Source organism: Streptomyces sp. NPDC056503, from assembly GCF_042794995.1.
Taxonomy (GTDB): domain Bacteria; phylum Actinomycetota; class Actinomycetes; order Streptomycetales; family Streptomycetaceae; genus Streptomyces.
This window is the reverse complement of the sequence record NZ_JBHTST010000002.1, coordinates 40,416-55,313: the sequence shown is the minus strand read 5'-3', so window position 1 is coordinate 55,313 and position 14,898 is coordinate 40,416. Positions and strand designations below refer to the sequence as shown.

Genomic DNA, 14,898 nt, shown 5'->3' with positions numbered 1-14,898 from the left:
ACCCCCGTCCGCCTTCCGCGTCCCGCAGAGCACCGGAGTCAGAACCCGTGGACCTGCCCCCTCCCGCCCCCGCGCCCCCCCGCCCCGACCTCACCCTCGTCCCCCGCCCGACCCGGCTCTCCCCGCGCCCCGGCCGGTTCCGCGTCGACGACACCACCCGGCTGCGCGTCGCCGCCGGCGCCGAGAAGGCCGCCGACCTCCTGCGCGGCTACCTCGGCGCCGCCGTCGGGCCGCGCCTGGACCACGCCGACGACGGTGCCTTCGTCCTCGCCCTCGACCCCGCGCTCACCGGCCTCGGCGAGGAGGGGTACGGCCTGACCGTCTCCGCCCAGGGCGTACTGCTGCGCGCGGCCCGGCCGACGGGACTGCTGCGCGGCGTCCAGACCGTCCGTCAGCTGCTGCCGTACGAAGCCCTCGCCGCGCCGCCCGGCGGGGGAGTCGAACTCCCCGGCGTGGAGATCACGGACGTGCCCGCGCAGCCCTGGCGCGGCATGCTGCTCGACGTCGCCCGGCACTTCCAGCCCGTGTCGTACCTGCACCGCTTCGTCGACCTCCTCGCCCTGCACAAGCTCAACGTGCTCCAGCTCCACCTCACCGACGACCAGGGCTGGCGGATGCCGGTGGCCGCCCACCCCCGGCTCACCGAGATCGGCGGCCGGCGCACCGAGTCGATGGTCGGCCCCGCCGGCAGCGACCGCTTCGACGGCCGCCCCCACGGCGGCGCCTACACCCGCGCCGAACTCGCCGGCCTCGTCGCCCACGCCGCCGCCCGGGGCGTCACCGTCGTACCGGAGGTCGGCGTCCCCGGGCACGTGCGGTCCGCGCTCGCCGCCTACCCCGAGCTCGGCAACCGGCCCGGCCTGCCCCTCGACGTCTGGACCCACTGGGGCGTCTGCGCCAACGTCCTCGGCGTCGGCGACCACGTCCTCGACTTCTTCCGCACCGTCCTGGACGAGGTGATGGACCTCTTCCCGTCCCCGTACGTCCACATCGGCGGCGACGAGGTCCCCACGGAGGAATGGGAGTCCAGCCCGGAGGCCGTCGCCCGCGCCGCCCGGGAGGGGCTCGCCGGCCCGCGCGCCCTGCACGGCTGGTTCATGGGCAGGATGGCCGACCACGTCGTACGGGCCGGTCGCCGCCCGGTCGCCTGGGCCGAGGACGGCGCGGCGCTGCCCCCCGCCTGCACGGTGATGAGCTGGCGCACCCCCGAGCACGCCTGGGCGGCGGCACGCCGGGGCCACGACGTCGTCCACGCCGACCACCGGCGTACCTACTTCGACTACGCGCGAGGCCCCGGCCCCGGCGAACCGCCCGCCCAGCCCGGCCACACGATCGACCTGCGCTCCGTGTACGGCGTCGGCGCCGACCTGCTGCCGCCTCCCGGCGAGCCCGGTCTCGCCGGGAAGGTCCTGGGCGTCCAGGGGCAGCTGTGGACCGAGTTCGTGCCGACGCCCGGGCACATCGAGTACCTCACCTACCCCCGGCTGTGCGCCCTGGCCGAGCGGGCGTGGAACCCCGCCGACGACTGGCGGGACTTCCGCACCCGGCTGGACGGGCACCGGGCGCGGCTGTCCGCGCTCGGCGTCCCGCACGACGCCCCGGAGGACCGGACGGCGCACGTCCCCGCGTGAAGCGGCCCTCCCGGCACCACCCCGCACCTCCCGCACCCCCGAACCCTCCCGCCGGACGGCGGGAGCGAACGAAAGGAACCGTCGGATGAGAACCCGTACCACCAGCCGTTCCACCAGGGCGGCCCTCGCCCTGACCGCCCTCGTCGGCAGCGCGGCCCTGGCCACCCTTCCCCTCGCCACCGCCTCCGCCTCCTCCTCGGACGCGGCGGCCGCCGGGATCGCCGTCCAGTACCGCACCAGCGCCTCGGGTGCCACCGCGGACCAGAGCGAGCCGTGGCTCAAGGTGCGCAACACCGGCACCACCGCGGTGGAGTTGAGCCAGGTCAAGGTCCGCTACTACTTCAAGGCCGACTCCCCGACCGCCACGTACCGCTTCGCCTGCTCCTGGGCCGTCAGGGGCTGCTCGGCGATCACCGGCACCTTCGGCACCCTGGCCGCCCCCACCGCGACCGCCGACCGCTACCTGGAGATCGGCTTCACCCCGGCGGCCGGCTCCCTCGCCCCCGGCGCCGACACCGGCGACATGCAGCTGCGCTTCCACCAGACGAACTGGCAGACCCTGACCCAGGGCGACGACTACTCCTTCGGCGGCGCCCAGACCTCGTACGCCGACTGGGGCAAGGTCACGGCGCGGCTCGCCGGAGCGTCCGTGTGGGGCACCGCCCCCGCCGGCAACGAGCCGACCGACCCGCCGACCCCGACCGACCCGCCCACCGACCCGCCGGCCGGCGGCGCGACCCTCTTCGACGACTTCTCCTACACCTCCCACACCGACCCGGCCCTCGCCTCCCACGGCTGGAACGTCCGCTCCAACTCCGGCGGCCCCGGGGTCCCCGGCGCCACCTGGGACCCCTCGAAGGTCACCTTCGTCGCCCAGAGCGGCAACACGGTGATGAACCTGGAGACCTCCAGCGCCGGCACCGGTGCCACCACCACCCACACCGAGGTCCTCACCAAGGCCACCAAGTTCAGGAACGGCACGTACGCGGCCCGGGTCAAGTTCTCCGACGCGCCCAAGTACGGCCCCGACGGCGACCGGATCGTGCAGACCTTCTTCACCATCAACGACCTCAAGGCCCCGATGGCCGACGACTACGCCGAGTACGACTTCGAGTACCTCCCGAACGGCGGCTGGGGCGAGCCGGCCAACATCCTCTACACGACCTCCTGGGAGACCTACAACCCCGACCCCTGGCAGGCGGTCAACCAGCACAGCGAGAGCCGCACCAGTTTCGCCGGCTGGCACGACCTGGTCGTCACCATCGACGACAGCCGGATCACCTACTACGTCGACGGCGCGGTCTTCGGGACCCACGACGCCGCCTACCTGCCCGAGCGGCCCATGTCCATCAACTTCAACCAGTGGCTGATCGACCTCAACGGCCAGCCGTCCACCACCCCGCGCGCCTACGACCAGCAGGTCGACTACGTCCTGCACGTCAAGGACCAGGTCCTCACCCCGGCCCAGGTCTCCGCGAAGCTCGCCTCGCTGCGCGCCGCGGGCACCACCTTCGTCGACGAGGTCCCGGCCTCCTGACCCCACGCGAGGGCAGGGCGGGACCCGCCGAAGCGGATCCCGCCCTGCCCGGACGCCGTCCCTAGGCGGCCTTCGCCTCCGCGGGCGGTTCGTCGGTCAGGACGAGGGCCTTCGCCCTGCGGAACTCCTCCTCCGTGATGTCGCCGCGCGAGCGCAGCTCGGAGAGCCGGGCGAGCTCGTCGACGCTGCTGCGCCGCTCGGTGCCCCCGGCGGTCTTGCGGATGTACGCGTCGAAATCCTGCTGCTGGGCGCGCGCCTGGGCGATCTCGCGGCGGCCCATGTTCTTCCCGCGGGCGATCACGTACACGAGGACGCCGAGGAACGGCAGCAGGATGACGAAGGCCAGCCAGCCCGCCTTGGCCCACCCGTTCATCTCGTGGTCCCGGAAGATGTCCATGATGATCCGGAACAGCAGGATGAACCACAGGATCCACAGGAAGAACCAGAGCATGCTCCAGAACACGCTGAGGAGTGGATAGTCGTAGGCCAGGTACATGTTCTTCTCCGTTCTGCGAACCACGGGGCCGCGGGGCCGCCTGTGCGGCGCCGGCGCCGTGCCCGGCTCAGGCCGAGGTGTGGGTGTCCGGACCGTCCGTGATCCCCGCCTTGCGCAGGGCGGAGCGCCAGGCCAGGGCGAGCGCGGTCTCGGCGAGGCCCAGCAGCACGAGCCAGAGGCCGAGCAGCCGGGTCAGGATCCGGGCCGATTCGGCCGGCATCGCCAGCACCACGATCCCGGCCGCGATGCCGAGGACGGCGACCGCGAGGACCAGGCCGCGGTGCGGCAGGTTCTTGCTGGAGAGGGCTCCGTACAGGGTGACGACGCCGGAGACCAGCCAGACCGCGCCCACCACGAGGGAGAGCGCGCCGACCGTCTGGAGCGGATGACGCAGGCACAGCACGCCGCCCAGCACGAACAGGACGGCCACGAGCAGCCCCGGCAGCCGCTCGCCGGCCTCGCGGCGGCCGAAGACCGTGACGAACCGGAAGCCGGCGGACACCAGCAGGTAGAGCCCGATCAGCACCCCCAGGACGTGGAGGGTCACATCGGGCCAGACCAGCGCCAGGACGCCCGGCACGAGCGTCGCCACCGCGCCGCCGAGGAGCCAGAGCCACGACCGTGCCAGCCGTGCCAGCTGGTCCTCCGGATCGGGGGCGGTCGCGGTACGGGCAGTCGGGTGGTGGGGTCCGCCGGGGGGCGGAGCCCCGGATGAAGAGGCCATGTCTCCTCCTCCCGCGCCGAAGGGCGGTCGCGTACGCGGCGGGTCACGGGACCGGGCGGCGCGACCGTACGCGGGCCACGCCCGAAGAAACCGACGGATATCTCCGTTACATCCGATATGTGGCGTATTGAACGTACCCTGCGGCGGACCGGCTGTCTCGCGGAGAGTCAACGGCGGGACACGGAGCAGGACGACGGCCCGCCCTGCCGCCCTACTCCGCCCGCACGGCCGTGGCGGTGCGGGCCCTCGCGGCCCAGCCGGCGGGCGGCAGGGCGCCCAGCACGGCGATGACCAGGCCGCCGAGGACGAGCGGCACCACCTCGGCCGCGCCGTAGACGGCGACGACGGAGCCGGGCAGGCGCAGCCCCACGCTCTCGCCCATCGCGGGGAGGACCCGGCCGTGCAGCGTCACGCCGAGCGGGACCCCCACCACCCCGGCGGCCAGCCCGGTCACGACCACCGAGGTGAGGACCATCGTGACGGTCTGCCGAGGCGTCATGCCGAGCGCCTTGTGGACACCGATCTCCCGCACGCGCTCCCGCGTGTCGAGCAGGACGCCGTTCAGCACACCCAGCGCGGCGACCGCCACCAGCATCAGCGTGAGGCTCACGGAGAGCGCGCCGAGCGTGAGGACCATGTCGCTGTTCCCACCGAGCCCGCCGGCCCGCGCGGTGGCCCCCGAGGACGCCAGTTCCGCGTTGAGTCCGTCGACGTAGGAGGCGACGTCGGTCCCCGGTACGACCGCGATGTGGTGGCTCGCCCGCGCAAGGTCGGGGAGCACCGCCGACAGGTCCCGGCGCGGGAGCCCGGGACGCGCCGCGGTGAGGGTCGCCACGTCGGTGAAGACCTGCATGCCGTCGTTGCGGGGGTCGAGGACCTCGCCGACGATCCGGACCCGGACGGGCCCGGCGGGTCCGTCCAGGGTGACGGTGTCCCCGGCACGGGTGCCCGTGGCGGACAGGAAGGGAGAGGGGACCACCGCCTCGCCGGGCCGCTCGATCCAGCGGCCCGAGACCATCGTGTAGCCGCCCCAGGAGGCGTCGCCGGTGAAGGCGACGACGTCCACGATGCCGGTCAGGCCGGATACCGTCGCCCGCACCGTCGCCGCGCTGTAGTGCCTCGCGGTACCCGGCGCGGCCTCCACGGCCCGGGCGATCCGGGCGGGATCGGGCGCGGGCGGGCGCTCGGCGCGGACCCCGCCGGGCCCGAAGTCCGGCGGCGGCGCGGGCACGACGACGTCGGCCGCGTCGTGTGCCTTGGCCTTCATCACCTGACCGAGCGAGGCGCTCATCCCCACCGTGAACGTCACGGCGACGGTGCCGAACAGGATCGCCGCCCCCATGGCCAGTGCCCGGGCGGGCCGGGCGAACGGCCGGGCCAGGCCCAGGGCCACCGGCCGCGGCAACGGCAGCCGACCGGCCGCACGGGCCGCCCACCGGCCGCGCCCGGCCGAAGCGGTACGCCCGACGGCGAGCGCGTCGACGGTACGCAGCCGCCCGGCCCGCCAGGCACTCGCCCAGGCCGTCACCGCCACCAGACCGAGGACCCCGGCGACCACCGCCACGTCGACCCACGGCGCGACCACCAGGGACGGGGTGCCGTAGACCTCCCCGGCCTCGGCCAGGATCGGCACGGCCAGCAGGAGGCCGGTGAGGAGACCGAGCGCGGTCCCGACGGCGGCCGGCACCAGAGCCTGGCCCACGTACGCCCGCACGACCTGAGCCGGCGTGAAGCCGACGGCCTTGAGGATGCCGATGCGGCGCGTCGCCGTGCCGACCGCGGACGCGACGACGTTGCCCACGATGAGCACCGACATCACCAGGCCCAGGGCGCCGAACGCCATCAGGAAGGGGACGTAGACGGCGGTGTCCTGCTCGGCGGACTCCCTGACGGTGAGCCACGACTGCCGGCCGACGGCCGCCCCGGGGGGCAGGCCCTCCGTCACCGCCTCGCCGGCCGCGGTCACCGCCGCCGCCGTGTCGGCGCCGGTGAAGCGGTAGAGCATCTGGAAGCCGGACGTGCCGGAGGCGGCGAGCGCCGGCATCTGGGACGGAACCACCCAGGCGTCCGCGGTCTCCGTGACCGAGCGCCCCACGCCGACCACCGTCAGAACCGGACGGCCGGGCAGGCCGGGGAACGAGACCTCCGCACCCAGGACCGCCGCGAGCGGGGAGCCGACGGCCAGGACGACCTCGCCGGAGCGCGCGGCCCACCGCCCGTCGAGCAGCGCCACCGCGTCCACGTCGCGGCCGGGATCGCCCCGGCCGACCACGGTCATCGGCCATCCGTCCCCGGGCCCCTCCGAGCGGGGGACGACCGTCGCCGTACGGAACGGCCCGGCCGCGGCGCTCACCCCCTCGGCGCGCGCCGTCCCCGACAGCGGCCCGGCGCCCACCTTCCCCGCGTCGAAGCGCACGGACAGGTGCGCGCCGCGCTGTCTGGCGAAGGCGTCGTCGAAGGGCGCGCCCGAGACCGCCAGCAACGATCCGCCGAGGACGGAGGCGGCCACCGCCATCATCGTGGCCAGCGCGATCACCAGTGTCTGCACCCGGCGCCGCCGCACGCCCGCGCGGACCACCGTGCCGAGCGCGCTCACCGGGCGGCCCCCGACCGGACGTCCTCGGCGATCCGGCCGTCGGCGATCCGCACCGTACGGTCCGTGCAGGACCGGGCCAGCGCGAGGTCGTGGGTGACCACGACGACGGTCTGTCCCTCCGCGTGGAGGTCGGAGAGCAGTCGGCTCACCTCCTGTCCGGCGGCCGTGTCCAGGGCCCCGGTCGGCTCGTCGGCCAGGAGCAGCGCCGGCCGGTTCATCAGCGCCCTGGCCACCGCGACGCGCTGCCGTTCCCCGCCGGACAGCCGTCCCGGGTAGGCACCGCCGTGCCGCCCGATGCCCAGCAGCTCCAGGAGTTCGGCCGCCCGTCGCTCCGCGCGGCCCCGCGCCGCGCCGGCGAGCCGCGCGGGCAGGGCGACGTTGTCGAGGACGGTCAGGTCGTCGAGCAGGTGGAAGAACTGGAACACCATGCCGATCCTCGACCGCCGGTAGAGCGCCGCCCCGGCCTCGCCCAGCCGGTCCACCCGCACCCCGTCCACGCTGACGGTCCCGGTGTCCGGCCGGTCCAGACCCGCGATCAGGTTGAGCAGCGTCGACTTGCCACTGCCCGAGGGGCCGACGATCGCGACCGCCTCGCCCCGACGCACCGTCAGCGACACCTCGTGCAGGGCGGGTGGCCCGTCGTCGTACCGACGGCTCACCTCACGCATGTCGATCACCGGCAGGGTCATGGGGGTCTCCTCGCGGGACGCGGATCGGGGCAGGACGGCCGTGGTCGGCTGCCCGAACGCTAGGAGCGGCCCCCGGCCGCCCGCGTCGGCCGCCCGGACCCTGTGTGGTACCGCGCTGGGACCAGTACCGGAGACGTCATCCCCGAGATGTAGGCGACCGATGTACGCCGAGCCGCGGAAACGGCCGCGCAGGCGGATCCGCCGGCCTCGCGCGACGGCGAGAATGAACCGGTGACGGAGCCACGGACGATGCCGGGAAGACTGCGGGACACCGCCCGCGGGGCGTTCCGCGACCTCAGGGTCCCGAGCGGACCACCGCCGCGGCCTACCCGCCGGGCCTGGCGCTTCGACGTGCTGACGGCCCTGCTCCTGGGCGTCGTCACGGTCTACTACGGCATCGACAACGTCGGCGTCGTCGTGGTGCGCGAGATCGCACCCGGCACGGAGCGGGTCGTCCTGGCGCGCCCCTCGGGCCCCGGCGGCCTGGCCCTCATGGTGACCCTCGCCGCCGTCGCCTCGGGCGCGCTGGCGTTCCGCCGCCACCGGCCCCTCGCCGTGCTGTGCGTGGTGACCGCCGCGACCCTGGCCACCCCGCAGAGCGTCCTGCGCCTGACCTTCTACGCCTTCGTCATCGCCGTCTACAGCGCCGCCGTGTACAGCCCCTACCGTGTGGCGACCCTGGCCGCCCTGCCCCTGGCGGTCCTGCTCGTCGGCACCTCGGGGAACTCGGTGACGCCCATCGTCCCGAACGAGTACATCGCCCTGCTGATCCTGATCCCGATGGTGATGGCGGCCGTGGGCCTGCGCACCTGGAAGCTCCGCACCGACGAGGGCCGCGCCCGGCTCTCCGCCCTGGAACGCGAACAGGCCGAGGCGCTGCGCAGGGCCGTCGAGCACGAGCGGGCGCGGATCGCCCGCGAACTGCACGACGTCGTCACGCACAACGTCAGCGTGATGATCATCCAGGCGGGTGCCGCCCGCACGATCATGGGAACCTCCCCCGAGCAGGCCGGCGAGGCGCTGCTCGCCGTCGAGGCGGGAGGACGGGCGGCCATGACCGAACTGCGCCACGTCATGGGCCTGCTGACCATGACCGACGAGGACGGGGACGAGGACCGGGACGGCACCGGGGACCTGGCCGGCCACGAGGCGGAACTGGCCCCGCAGCCCGGCCTGGACCAGTTGGACACGCTCGTGGCACGGGTCAGGAACGCCGGGCTGCCCGTGCACCTGACGGTGACCGGACCGCCCCGGCCCCTCCCGCCGGGACTCGAACTCGCCGCCTACCGCGTGGTCCAGGAAGCGCTGACCAACACCGTCAAGCACGCGGCGGGCGCCACCGCCGCCGTCACCGTCGAGTACCGGCCGGACCGGCTCCGGGTGGAGGTCACCGACTCCGGCGGTCACCCGACCACGGGCACCGGGAGCGGCCGGGGCCTGATCGGCCTCCGTGAACGCCTCGCCGTCCACGACGGCACCCTGCACGCCGGCCGGCGCCTGACCGGCGGCTACCGTGTGGAGGCCCTCATCCCCCTGGAGACACCATGACCCGGCCGCTGCGCGTGCTCCTGGCCGACGACCAGACCCTGGTCCGCACCGGATTCCGCCTGATCCTCGGCGTGGACGGCATCGACGTGGTCGCCGAGGCGACCAACGGGGCCGAGGCGGTCGAGGCCGTCCGCCGCACCCGCCCCGACGTCGTCCTCATGGACGTACGGATGCCCGAGATGGACGGCCTGGAGGCCACCCGCCGCATCCTCTCCGGAGCCCCGGACGCCACCGACGCCCCCCGCGTCATCATCCTGACCACCTTCGACCTCGACCGGTACGTCTACGCGGCCCTGTCCGCCGGCGCCAGCGGCTTCCTCCTCAAGGACGTCACCCCCGAGCAGCTGACGGCGGCGGTCCGCACCGTCCGCACCGGCGACGCCCTCCTGGCGCCCGCCGTCACCCGCCGCCTCGTCCGGCGCTTCACCCGCCGCGACGCCGGCACCGTCGCCCTCCACCGCGACCTCGCCGCGCTCACCCCGCGCGAACTGGAGGTCCTCGGCCTGCTGGCCCGCGGCCTGAGCAACGCCGAACTCGCCGCCCGCCTCCACCTCGCCGAAGCGACCGTCAAGACACACGTCGCCCGCATCCTCGCCAAACTCGGCCTGCGGGACCGCGTCCAGGCCGTCATCGCCGCCTACGAGACAGGACTGGTCAGCGCCGGTGGCAGCCCCGACGAGCGGGCCGACGGGCACCCCGACGAGCCGGCGTAGTCCACGGGGATCCGGCGGCGCGGTGATTAGGGTGGTTCCGGGCAGGGGCGCGGGCGTCGCCCGGCAGCCCCGATGGTCCCGGTGACTCCGGGTCCCGGTGGTCCTCGGGAGAGGGAGAGGCACGATGAGCGGCGCTGGGCCGGGTTCGGTTCGGGACGGGGGAGCGGTGTCGGGGGTCGTACCCGCCGCGGTGCGCGGGGCGCTCGGCGCGGCGGGGGCCCTGGCCGCGCTGGCGGTGGTCGTGCTCGGACTGTGGGTCGGGGGGGACGGCGTGCCCGGCAGGGCGGACGTGTGGGCGGGGGGCGTTCTGGACGCCACGGCGCCGTCCTGGCGGACGGCCGCCGAGGCCACGGACTTCCTGGGAGAGCCGCTGGGGGCGGTCGTGCTGGTCGGGGGCACCGTGACCGGGTGTCTTCTGCTGCGGTGGCCGCGCGCGGCGGCGCTCGTCGTGGCCGCGGTCGGGACGGCGGTGGCGGCGACGACGCTGCTCAAGCCCGTCGTGGGACGGACCATCCACGGCGGCTACCTCGCCTTTCCCAGCGGGCACACCGCCTTCCTGACCGCGTTCGCGCTCGTGGTGGCGCTGCTCGCGACCGGGCGCCTCGGCCTCGGCCGGCCGGCCGGGACGGCACTCGTTCTCGGGGCGGGGCTGGCGGCCGGCGCCGCCATGGGATGGGCCCAGGTCGTCCTGGACGCGCACTACCCGACCGACGTCCTCGGCGGCTGGTGCACCGCGCTCGCGGTGGTGCCGGCCGTCGGCTGGGCCGTCGATCGGGTCGCCGGCGCCGCCCGGTGGGGGCGGCGCTGACCGCGCGTCACACCGGCCCTACGCCAGCCGGCGGAACACCGGCTTCACCGGCCGTCCGGTCAGCCAGGGGGTGGGGTCGGCGGCGTCCAGCGCCTTCCGGTAGACCGCGCACGCCTGGGCCACCACGTCGACGGTGTGGTCGATGTCCGCGTCGCTGAGGGCGCTGCTCACCACGAAGGACGGCGCCAGGACCCCGCCCGCGAGGAGCCGGTGCAGGAACAGGGTGCGGTACTCCTGCGACGGCTGCCCCCGCTGGTCGAGGGTGGCGAAGACGAGGTTGCTCGGGCGGCCGCGGACGACGAGGTGGTCGCCGACGCCCATGGCGGCCGCGGCCTCGCGGACCCCGGCCGCCAACCGCTCGCCCAGGGCGTGCAGCCGTGCGCTGACGCCCTCCTCGACGTAGGTGCTCTGCACGGCCATCGCGGCGGCCAGCGCGTGGGTCTCCGCGCCGTGCGTGGTGGACAGCAGGAAGACCCGCTCGCCGGAGTGGCGCAGGCCGCCCCGCTCCATCAGCTCGCGGCGGCCGGCCAGCGCGGAGACCGCGAAGCCGTTGCCGAGGGCCTTGCCGAAGGTCGAGAGGTCGGGGACGACGCCGTACAGCCCCTGGGCGCCCGCCTCGGACCAGCGGAAGCCGGTGATCATCTCGTCGAAGACCAGCACGCACCCGTGCCGGTCGGCCAGTGCGCGCAGCCCGGCGAGGTAACCGGGGGGCGGCTCGGCCTGGGTGGCGGGTTCGAGGATCAGGCAGGCGATCTCGCCCTCGTACCGGGCGAGCAGTTCCTCGGTGGCGGGCAGGTCGCCGTACGGGAACCGGACGGTGAGGTCGGTGGTCGCGGCGGGGATGCCCGCCGGCATCGGCGTGGTGCCGATGAACCAGTCGTCGACCGAGAAGAAGGGGTGGTCGGCGCAGACGGCCACCCGCGCGCGTCCGGTGACGGCGCGGGCGAGGCGGACCGCCGCGGTCGTGGCGTCGGAGCCGTTCTTCGCGAACTTCACCATCTCCGCCGTGGGCACGGTGGCCAGGAAGCGCTCCGCGGCCTCGATCTCCACCACGGACGGCCGGACGAAGTTGCTGCCGCGCCCCAGCTCCCGCCGCACCGCCTCGACGACGCGCGGGTGGGCGTGGCCGAGGCTGACCGACCGCAGGCCGGAGCCGTACTCGACGTAGCGGTTGCCGTCGACGTCCCACACATGGGCGCCGTGGCCGTGGCTGATGACCGGGGCCAGGTGCTCGGGGTACTGGTCGTCGCCCTTGGCGTAGGTGTGCGCGCCCCCGGGGACCAGGGCGTGCAGGCGCTCGTTCGCCGCCCGCGACCGGGGCAGCTCGAACCCGTCGGTGTCCATGTCCCGCCTCACCTCCCCAGCCGCTTCAGGACGTCGGCGAGGCTCGGCGCCTCCTGGTCGCGCCGGGACACCGAGGTGACCGGCAGCGGCCAGGGGATGGCGAGGTCCGGGTCGTCGAAGGCGATGGTCACGTCCTCGGACGGGTCGTGCGGGCGGTCGATGCGGTACGAGACGTCGGCCGGGCCGGTGAGCGCCTGGAAGCCGTGCGCGCATCCCGCCGGGACGTACAGGGTCGCCTGCGTCTCGCCGGACAGCTCGAAGAAGGCCCGGCCCAGGTAGGTCGGCGAGTCGGCCCGCAGGTCGACGACGACGTCGAAGACCCTGCCGTACGAGCACCGCACCAGTTTCGCCTCGCCGGCGCCGGAGCGCAGGTGCATCCCGCGCAGCACGCCCTTGACCGAACGGGACAGGCTGTCCTGGACGAAGGCGTCCGGGTCGAGGCCCACCGAGCGGACGACCTCGGCGTCGAAGGTGCGGCAGAAGGAGCCGCGTTCGTCGGTGTACGGCGTCGGTTCGAAGAGGTGGGCGCCGGCGATCGCCGGGACTTCGGTCGCTTTCATGAGGCCTTCCGCAGGGTGGGGGCAGGGGCGGGGGTGCGGCCGCCGGCCGGGAACAGGGCCGCGGTCAGGGCGGTGAAGTGGCGGGCGAGGCCGCGCGCGGCGGCCTCGTTGCGCTCGGCGAGGGTCCGGCGCAGTTCGGCGGCGTGCTTCTCGAGCGCCCGGAACCGTTCGAGCAGCAGGTCGGCGTCGACCTCGCGCGCCGGATGGCGGTACTCCCCGAGGCCCATGCTCTCCATGAGCGCGTCGCTCTTCGCGGCGTAGCTGAGCGCGAGGGTCGGCGTTCCCGTCCGCAGCGCGCAGACCAGGTTGTGGTAGCGGGTCGCCACCACCGTCCCGGCCGCCGCCGTCTCCGCCATCAGCTCGGCCAGCGAGCCGGCCTCGGCGGCGGTGACCAGCGGCGAGTCCACCGCGTCGAGGATCGCGGCGACCACCGGCGCGTCGCAGGCGTCGCCGGTGAGCAGCCGGACCCGCCTGCCCTCCTCGGCCAGGGCGCGGACGAAGCGGGTCGTCCCGTCGACGTAACGGCGGTGGATCTCCTCGGCCACCGCCCGGTCGTCGTTGCCGCCGTGGAAGTCCATGACGCCGACGCAGACCGTGCCCGGAGTGCCCGGCCGGTCCGCCGGGGGAGCGGGCGGTGCCGGCAGGGCGAACGCGAGGTCCGGGTGGACCGCGTCGCCCGTGGTGTCCACGCCCATCGCCCGCATCGCGTCACGCGACAGCACGTCCCGGTAGGAGCGGTACGCGGCCAGCCGCGCCGACCAGCGGACCAGGGCGCGGGTCGGCCGGTCGGCGATCGGGGCGGCGCCGACGCCGACCAGCGCCACCGGGGTACGCAGCAGCCGGCCGCTCGCGCAGAGCAGGAGGAGGGAGTACGGGAAGCCCCACGGCCGCAGCGGCAGCGTGGCCTCCAGGACGCCCATGCCCGGCACGATCACCAGGTCGTGCCGGCGCACCCAGGCGGCGGTGCGGACGGCGTCGACGAGCTTGCCCAGCCCCTTCCCGGCGACCGCGCCCGCCCGCGAGGCGGTCCGGTACTCCCCGCGGTACCAGTGCAGCCGGGTCGCGGGGATGCCGAACCGGGCGGTGACGGTCGCGGGGCCGCCGCACAGCGCGTCGACGACCGCCGTCGGGTGCTCGGCGCGGAGGAACCCGAGCACGGCTTCGAGCGAGCCGTCGTTGCCGAGGTTGCCGGAGCCGAGCAGCCCGAAGACGCCGACGCGCACGGGGGTCACCGGCGCCCGCCCTCGCGCCCGGCGACCAGGGCGTCGACGGAGACGGTGAGCTTGGCCGGGTCGACCGGGGCGCGGTCCTCGACCCGCTCGCCGGCGCCCGGCCGGGCCCGGCTGGCCGCCCAGTCCGCCAGGTGGCGGTAGCAGGCGCGCCGGTCGGCGGGGGAGAGCGGCGCCCGCCGGATCGCCGCGACGAACCCCCAGACGTACTCGGCGAGCAGCCGCGGCGTCGGGTGCAGCGGCCCGGCCCGGCGCGGGTCCAGGTTGACGCAGCGGGAGCGCTTGGAGGGGTTCGCCCGCTCGGCGCGGGTGGGGTGGTCGCGGCGGAAGTACAGCAGCTCCGGCACCTGGTGGAAGGGGCCGTTGAGGCCGATCTCGGCGACGAAGGTGCGGTCCGCGTGGTGGTAGCTGTCGTGCGGCCGCACCCGGCGCAGCACGTCGGCGCGGATCACGCCGTAGAAGTCGTCGCCGCCGGGCTCGAACAGCATGCTGCGGAAGCGCTCGGGGGCGTGCGGCGAGGCGGTGGCGAGCCCGTACTCGTACGGGACCTTCACCTGGCCGTCGCCGTCGATGACGGCCTGGTCGGCGTGGGCGAGGATCACCTCCGGCCGCTCGTCCAGGGCCTCCACGCAGCGCCGCAGCAGGTCCCTGGCGTACAGGTCGTCGTGCGAGGCCCACTTGAACAGTTCGCCGCGGCACTCGGTGAAGACGTAGTTGTGGTTGGGCGCCGCCCCGATGTTGCGGGCCAGCCGGAGGTAGCGGATGCGCGGGTCCCGCGCGGCGTACGCGCGGCAGATCTCCTGGGTCCCGTCGGTCGAGGCGTTGTCGGAGACGACCAGCTCGAAGTCCTCGTAGGTCTGGCCGAGGAGGGCGTCGAGGGATTCGGCGAGGTACTCCTCGCCGTTGTAGACGGGCAGGCCGATGCTGAGCCGGGGGCCGGCGGTCATGATGTCCTCACTTCACGGAACTTCGCGGAACTTCGCGGAACTTCGCTGGATCTCTCGGGACGTGACAGCTCTCGGT

The 14,898-nt window shown here is 74.9% G+C and carries 13 protein-coding genes; 5 read left to right on the top strand and 8 right to left on the bottom strand.

Translation table 11 applies throughout. The annotated features are described in order from the left end of the window. Positions 1–47 precede the first annotated feature (47 nt). Both ACFQ8C_RS00900 and ACFQ8C_RS00895 read left to right on the top strand, forming a co-directional pair. The gene (locus tag ACFQ8C_RS00900; protein WP_383450724.1) at positions 48–1,631 is read left to right on the top strand and encodes a beta-N-acetylhexosaminidase; all 1,584 of its coding nucleotides are present in this window, start codon (positions 48–50) and stop codon (positions 1,629–1,631) included. Positions 1,632–1,716: 85 nt separating this feature from the next. Next, entirely contained in the window at positions 1,717–3,168 is a 1,452-nt protein-coding gene (locus tag ACFQ8C_RS00895; RefSeq protein ID WP_383450722.1) for a cellulose binding domain-containing protein, read from the top strand. Positions 3,169–3,229: 61 nt separating this feature from the next. Here the strand turns inward: ACFQ8C_RS00895 and ACFQ8C_RS00890 are convergent, their stop codons facing one another. The 4 genes from ACFQ8C_RS00890 to ACFQ8C_RS00875 form a co-directional block, all read right to left on the bottom strand. Beyond that, complete coding sequence (locus ACFQ8C_RS00890) at positions 3,230–3,664, bottom strand: PLDc N-terminal domain-containing protein (protein ID WP_383450719.1); 435 nt, start codon at positions 3,662–3,664, stop codon at positions 3,230–3,232. Between the two features lie 67 nt (positions 3,665–3,731). Further along, entirely contained in the window at positions 3,732–4,388 is a 657-nt protein-coding gene (locus ACFQ8C_RS00885; protein ID WP_383450716.1) for an HdeD family acid-resistance protein, read from the bottom strand. Positions 4,389–4,599: 211 nt separating this feature from the next. Continuing rightward, positions 4,600–6,984 carry an FtsX-like permease family protein gene (locus ACFQ8C_RS00880; protein WP_383450714.1) on the bottom strand — a complete coding sequence of 795 codons (2,385 nt, stop codon included), beginning with the start codon at positions 6,982–6,984 and terminating at the stop codon, positions 4,600–4,602. Then, on the bottom strand, positions 6,981–7,673 hold the full coding sequence (locus ACFQ8C_RS00875; protein ID WP_383450711.1) for an ABC transporter ATP-binding protein: 693 nt from the start codon (positions 7,671–7,673) through the stop codon (positions 6,981–6,983). Before ACFQ8C_RS00875 ends, ACFQ8C_RS00880 begins: the two co-directional genes overlap by 4 nt. A 249-nt stretch (positions 7,674–7,922) precedes the next feature. Here ACFQ8C_RS00875 and ACFQ8C_RS00870 point away from each other — a divergent pair, with 249 nt between their 5' ends. From ACFQ8C_RS00870 to ACFQ8C_RS00860, 3 genes are all read left to right on the top strand, one after another. Beyond that, complete coding sequence (locus ACFQ8C_RS00870; RefSeq protein WP_383450708.1) at positions 7,923–9,221, top strand: sensor histidine kinase; 1,299 nt, start codon at positions 7,923–7,925, stop codon at positions 9,219–9,221. Next, the gene (locus ACFQ8C_RS00865; RefSeq protein WP_383450705.1) at positions 9,218–9,934 is read left to right on the top strand and encodes a response regulator; all 717 of its coding nucleotides are present in this window, start codon (positions 9,218–9,220) and stop codon (positions 9,932–9,934) included. The genes ACFQ8C_RS00870 and ACFQ8C_RS00865 overlap by 4 nt, the downstream gene beginning before the upstream one ends. 124 nt (positions 9,935–10,058) lie before the next feature. Next, positions 10,059–10,742 (top strand): phosphatase PAP2 family protein, encoded by a 684-nt coding sequence (locus ACFQ8C_RS00860; RefSeq protein WP_383450703.1) that lies wholly within the window; start codon positions 10,059–10,061, stop codon positions 10,740–10,742. Positions 10,743–10,760: 18 nt separating this feature from the next. On the opposite strand, the gene ACFQ8C_RS00855 is transcribed toward ACFQ8C_RS00860, so the two are convergent. From ACFQ8C_RS00855 to ACFQ8C_RS00840, 4 genes are read right to left on the bottom strand one after another with little or no spacing between them, the layout of a single operon-like run. Further along, a complete protein-coding gene (locus tag ACFQ8C_RS00855) occupies positions 10,761–12,086 on the bottom strand; it encodes a glutamate-1-semialdehyde 2,1-aminomutase (protein WP_383450700.1) in 1,326 nt (441 codons plus the stop codon). An 8-nt stretch (positions 12,087–12,094) separates the two neighbouring features. Further along, positions 12,095–12,646 (bottom strand): dTDP-4-dehydrorhamnose 3,5-epimerase family protein, encoded by a 552-nt coding sequence (locus tag ACFQ8C_RS00850; RefSeq protein WP_383450697.1) that lies wholly within the window; start codon positions 12,644–12,646, stop codon positions 12,095–12,097. After that, positions 12,643–13,878, bottom strand: coding sequence for a polysaccharide pyruvyl transferase family protein (locus ACFQ8C_RS00845; RefSeq protein ID WP_383450694.1), 1,236 nt, complete (start codon positions 13,876–13,878; stop codon positions 12,643–12,645). The genes ACFQ8C_RS00850 and ACFQ8C_RS00845 overlap by 4 nt, the downstream gene beginning before the upstream one ends. Continuing rightward, positions 13,875–14,822 (bottom strand): glycosyltransferase family 2 protein, encoded by a 948-nt coding sequence (locus ACFQ8C_RS00840; RefSeq protein WP_383450691.1) that lies wholly within the window; start codon positions 14,820–14,822, stop codon positions 13,875–13,877. Before ACFQ8C_RS00840 ends, ACFQ8C_RS00845 begins: the two co-directional genes overlap by 4 nt. Positions 14,823–14,898: the final 76 nt, after the last annotated feature.

What these genes read in the sequence shown, in the direction of transcription:
- ACFQ8C_RS00895 (WP_383450722.1), top strand. Translation starts at nt 1,717, where the DNA reads ATGAGAACCCGTACCACCAGCCGTTCCACCAGGGCGGCCCTCGCCCTG.
- ACFQ8C_RS00890 (WP_383450719.1), bottom strand. Translation starts at nt 3,664, where the DNA reads ATGTACCTGGCCTACGACTATCCACTCCTCAGCGTGTTCTGGAGCATG.
- ACFQ8C_RS00885 (WP_383450716.1), bottom strand. Translation starts at nt 4,388, where the DNA reads ATGGCCTCTTCATCCGGGGCTCCGCCCCCCGGCGGACCCCACCACCCG.
- ACFQ8C_RS00875 (WP_383450711.1), bottom strand. Translation starts at nt 7,673, where the DNA reads ATGACCCTGCCGGTGATCGACATGCGTGAGGTGAGCCGTCGGTACGAC.
- ACFQ8C_RS00870 (WP_383450708.1), top strand. Translation starts at nt 7,923, where the DNA reads ATGCCGGGAAGACTGCGGGACACCGCCCGCGGGGCGTTCCGCGACCTC.
- ACFQ8C_RS00865 (WP_383450705.1), top strand. Translation starts at nt 9,218, where the DNA reads ATGACCCGGCCGCTGCGCGTGCTCCTGGCCGACGACCAGACCCTGGTC.
- ACFQ8C_RS00860 (WP_383450703.1), top strand. Translation starts at nt 10,059, where the DNA reads ATGAGCGGCGCTGGGCCGGGTTCGGTTCGGGACGGGGGAGCGGTGTCG.
- ACFQ8C_RS00855 (WP_383450700.1), bottom strand. Translation starts at nt 12,086, where the DNA reads ATGGACACCGACGGGTTCGAGCTGCCCCGGTCGCGGGCGGCGAACGAG.
- ACFQ8C_RS00850 (WP_383450697.1), bottom strand. Translation starts at nt 12,646, where the DNA reads ATGAAAGCGACCGAAGTCCCGGCGATCGCCGGCGCCCACCTCTTCGAA.
- ACFQ8C_RS00840 (WP_383450691.1), bottom strand. Translation starts at nt 14,822, where the DNA reads ATGACCGCCGGCCCCCGGCTCAGCATCGGCCTGCCCGTCTACAACGGC.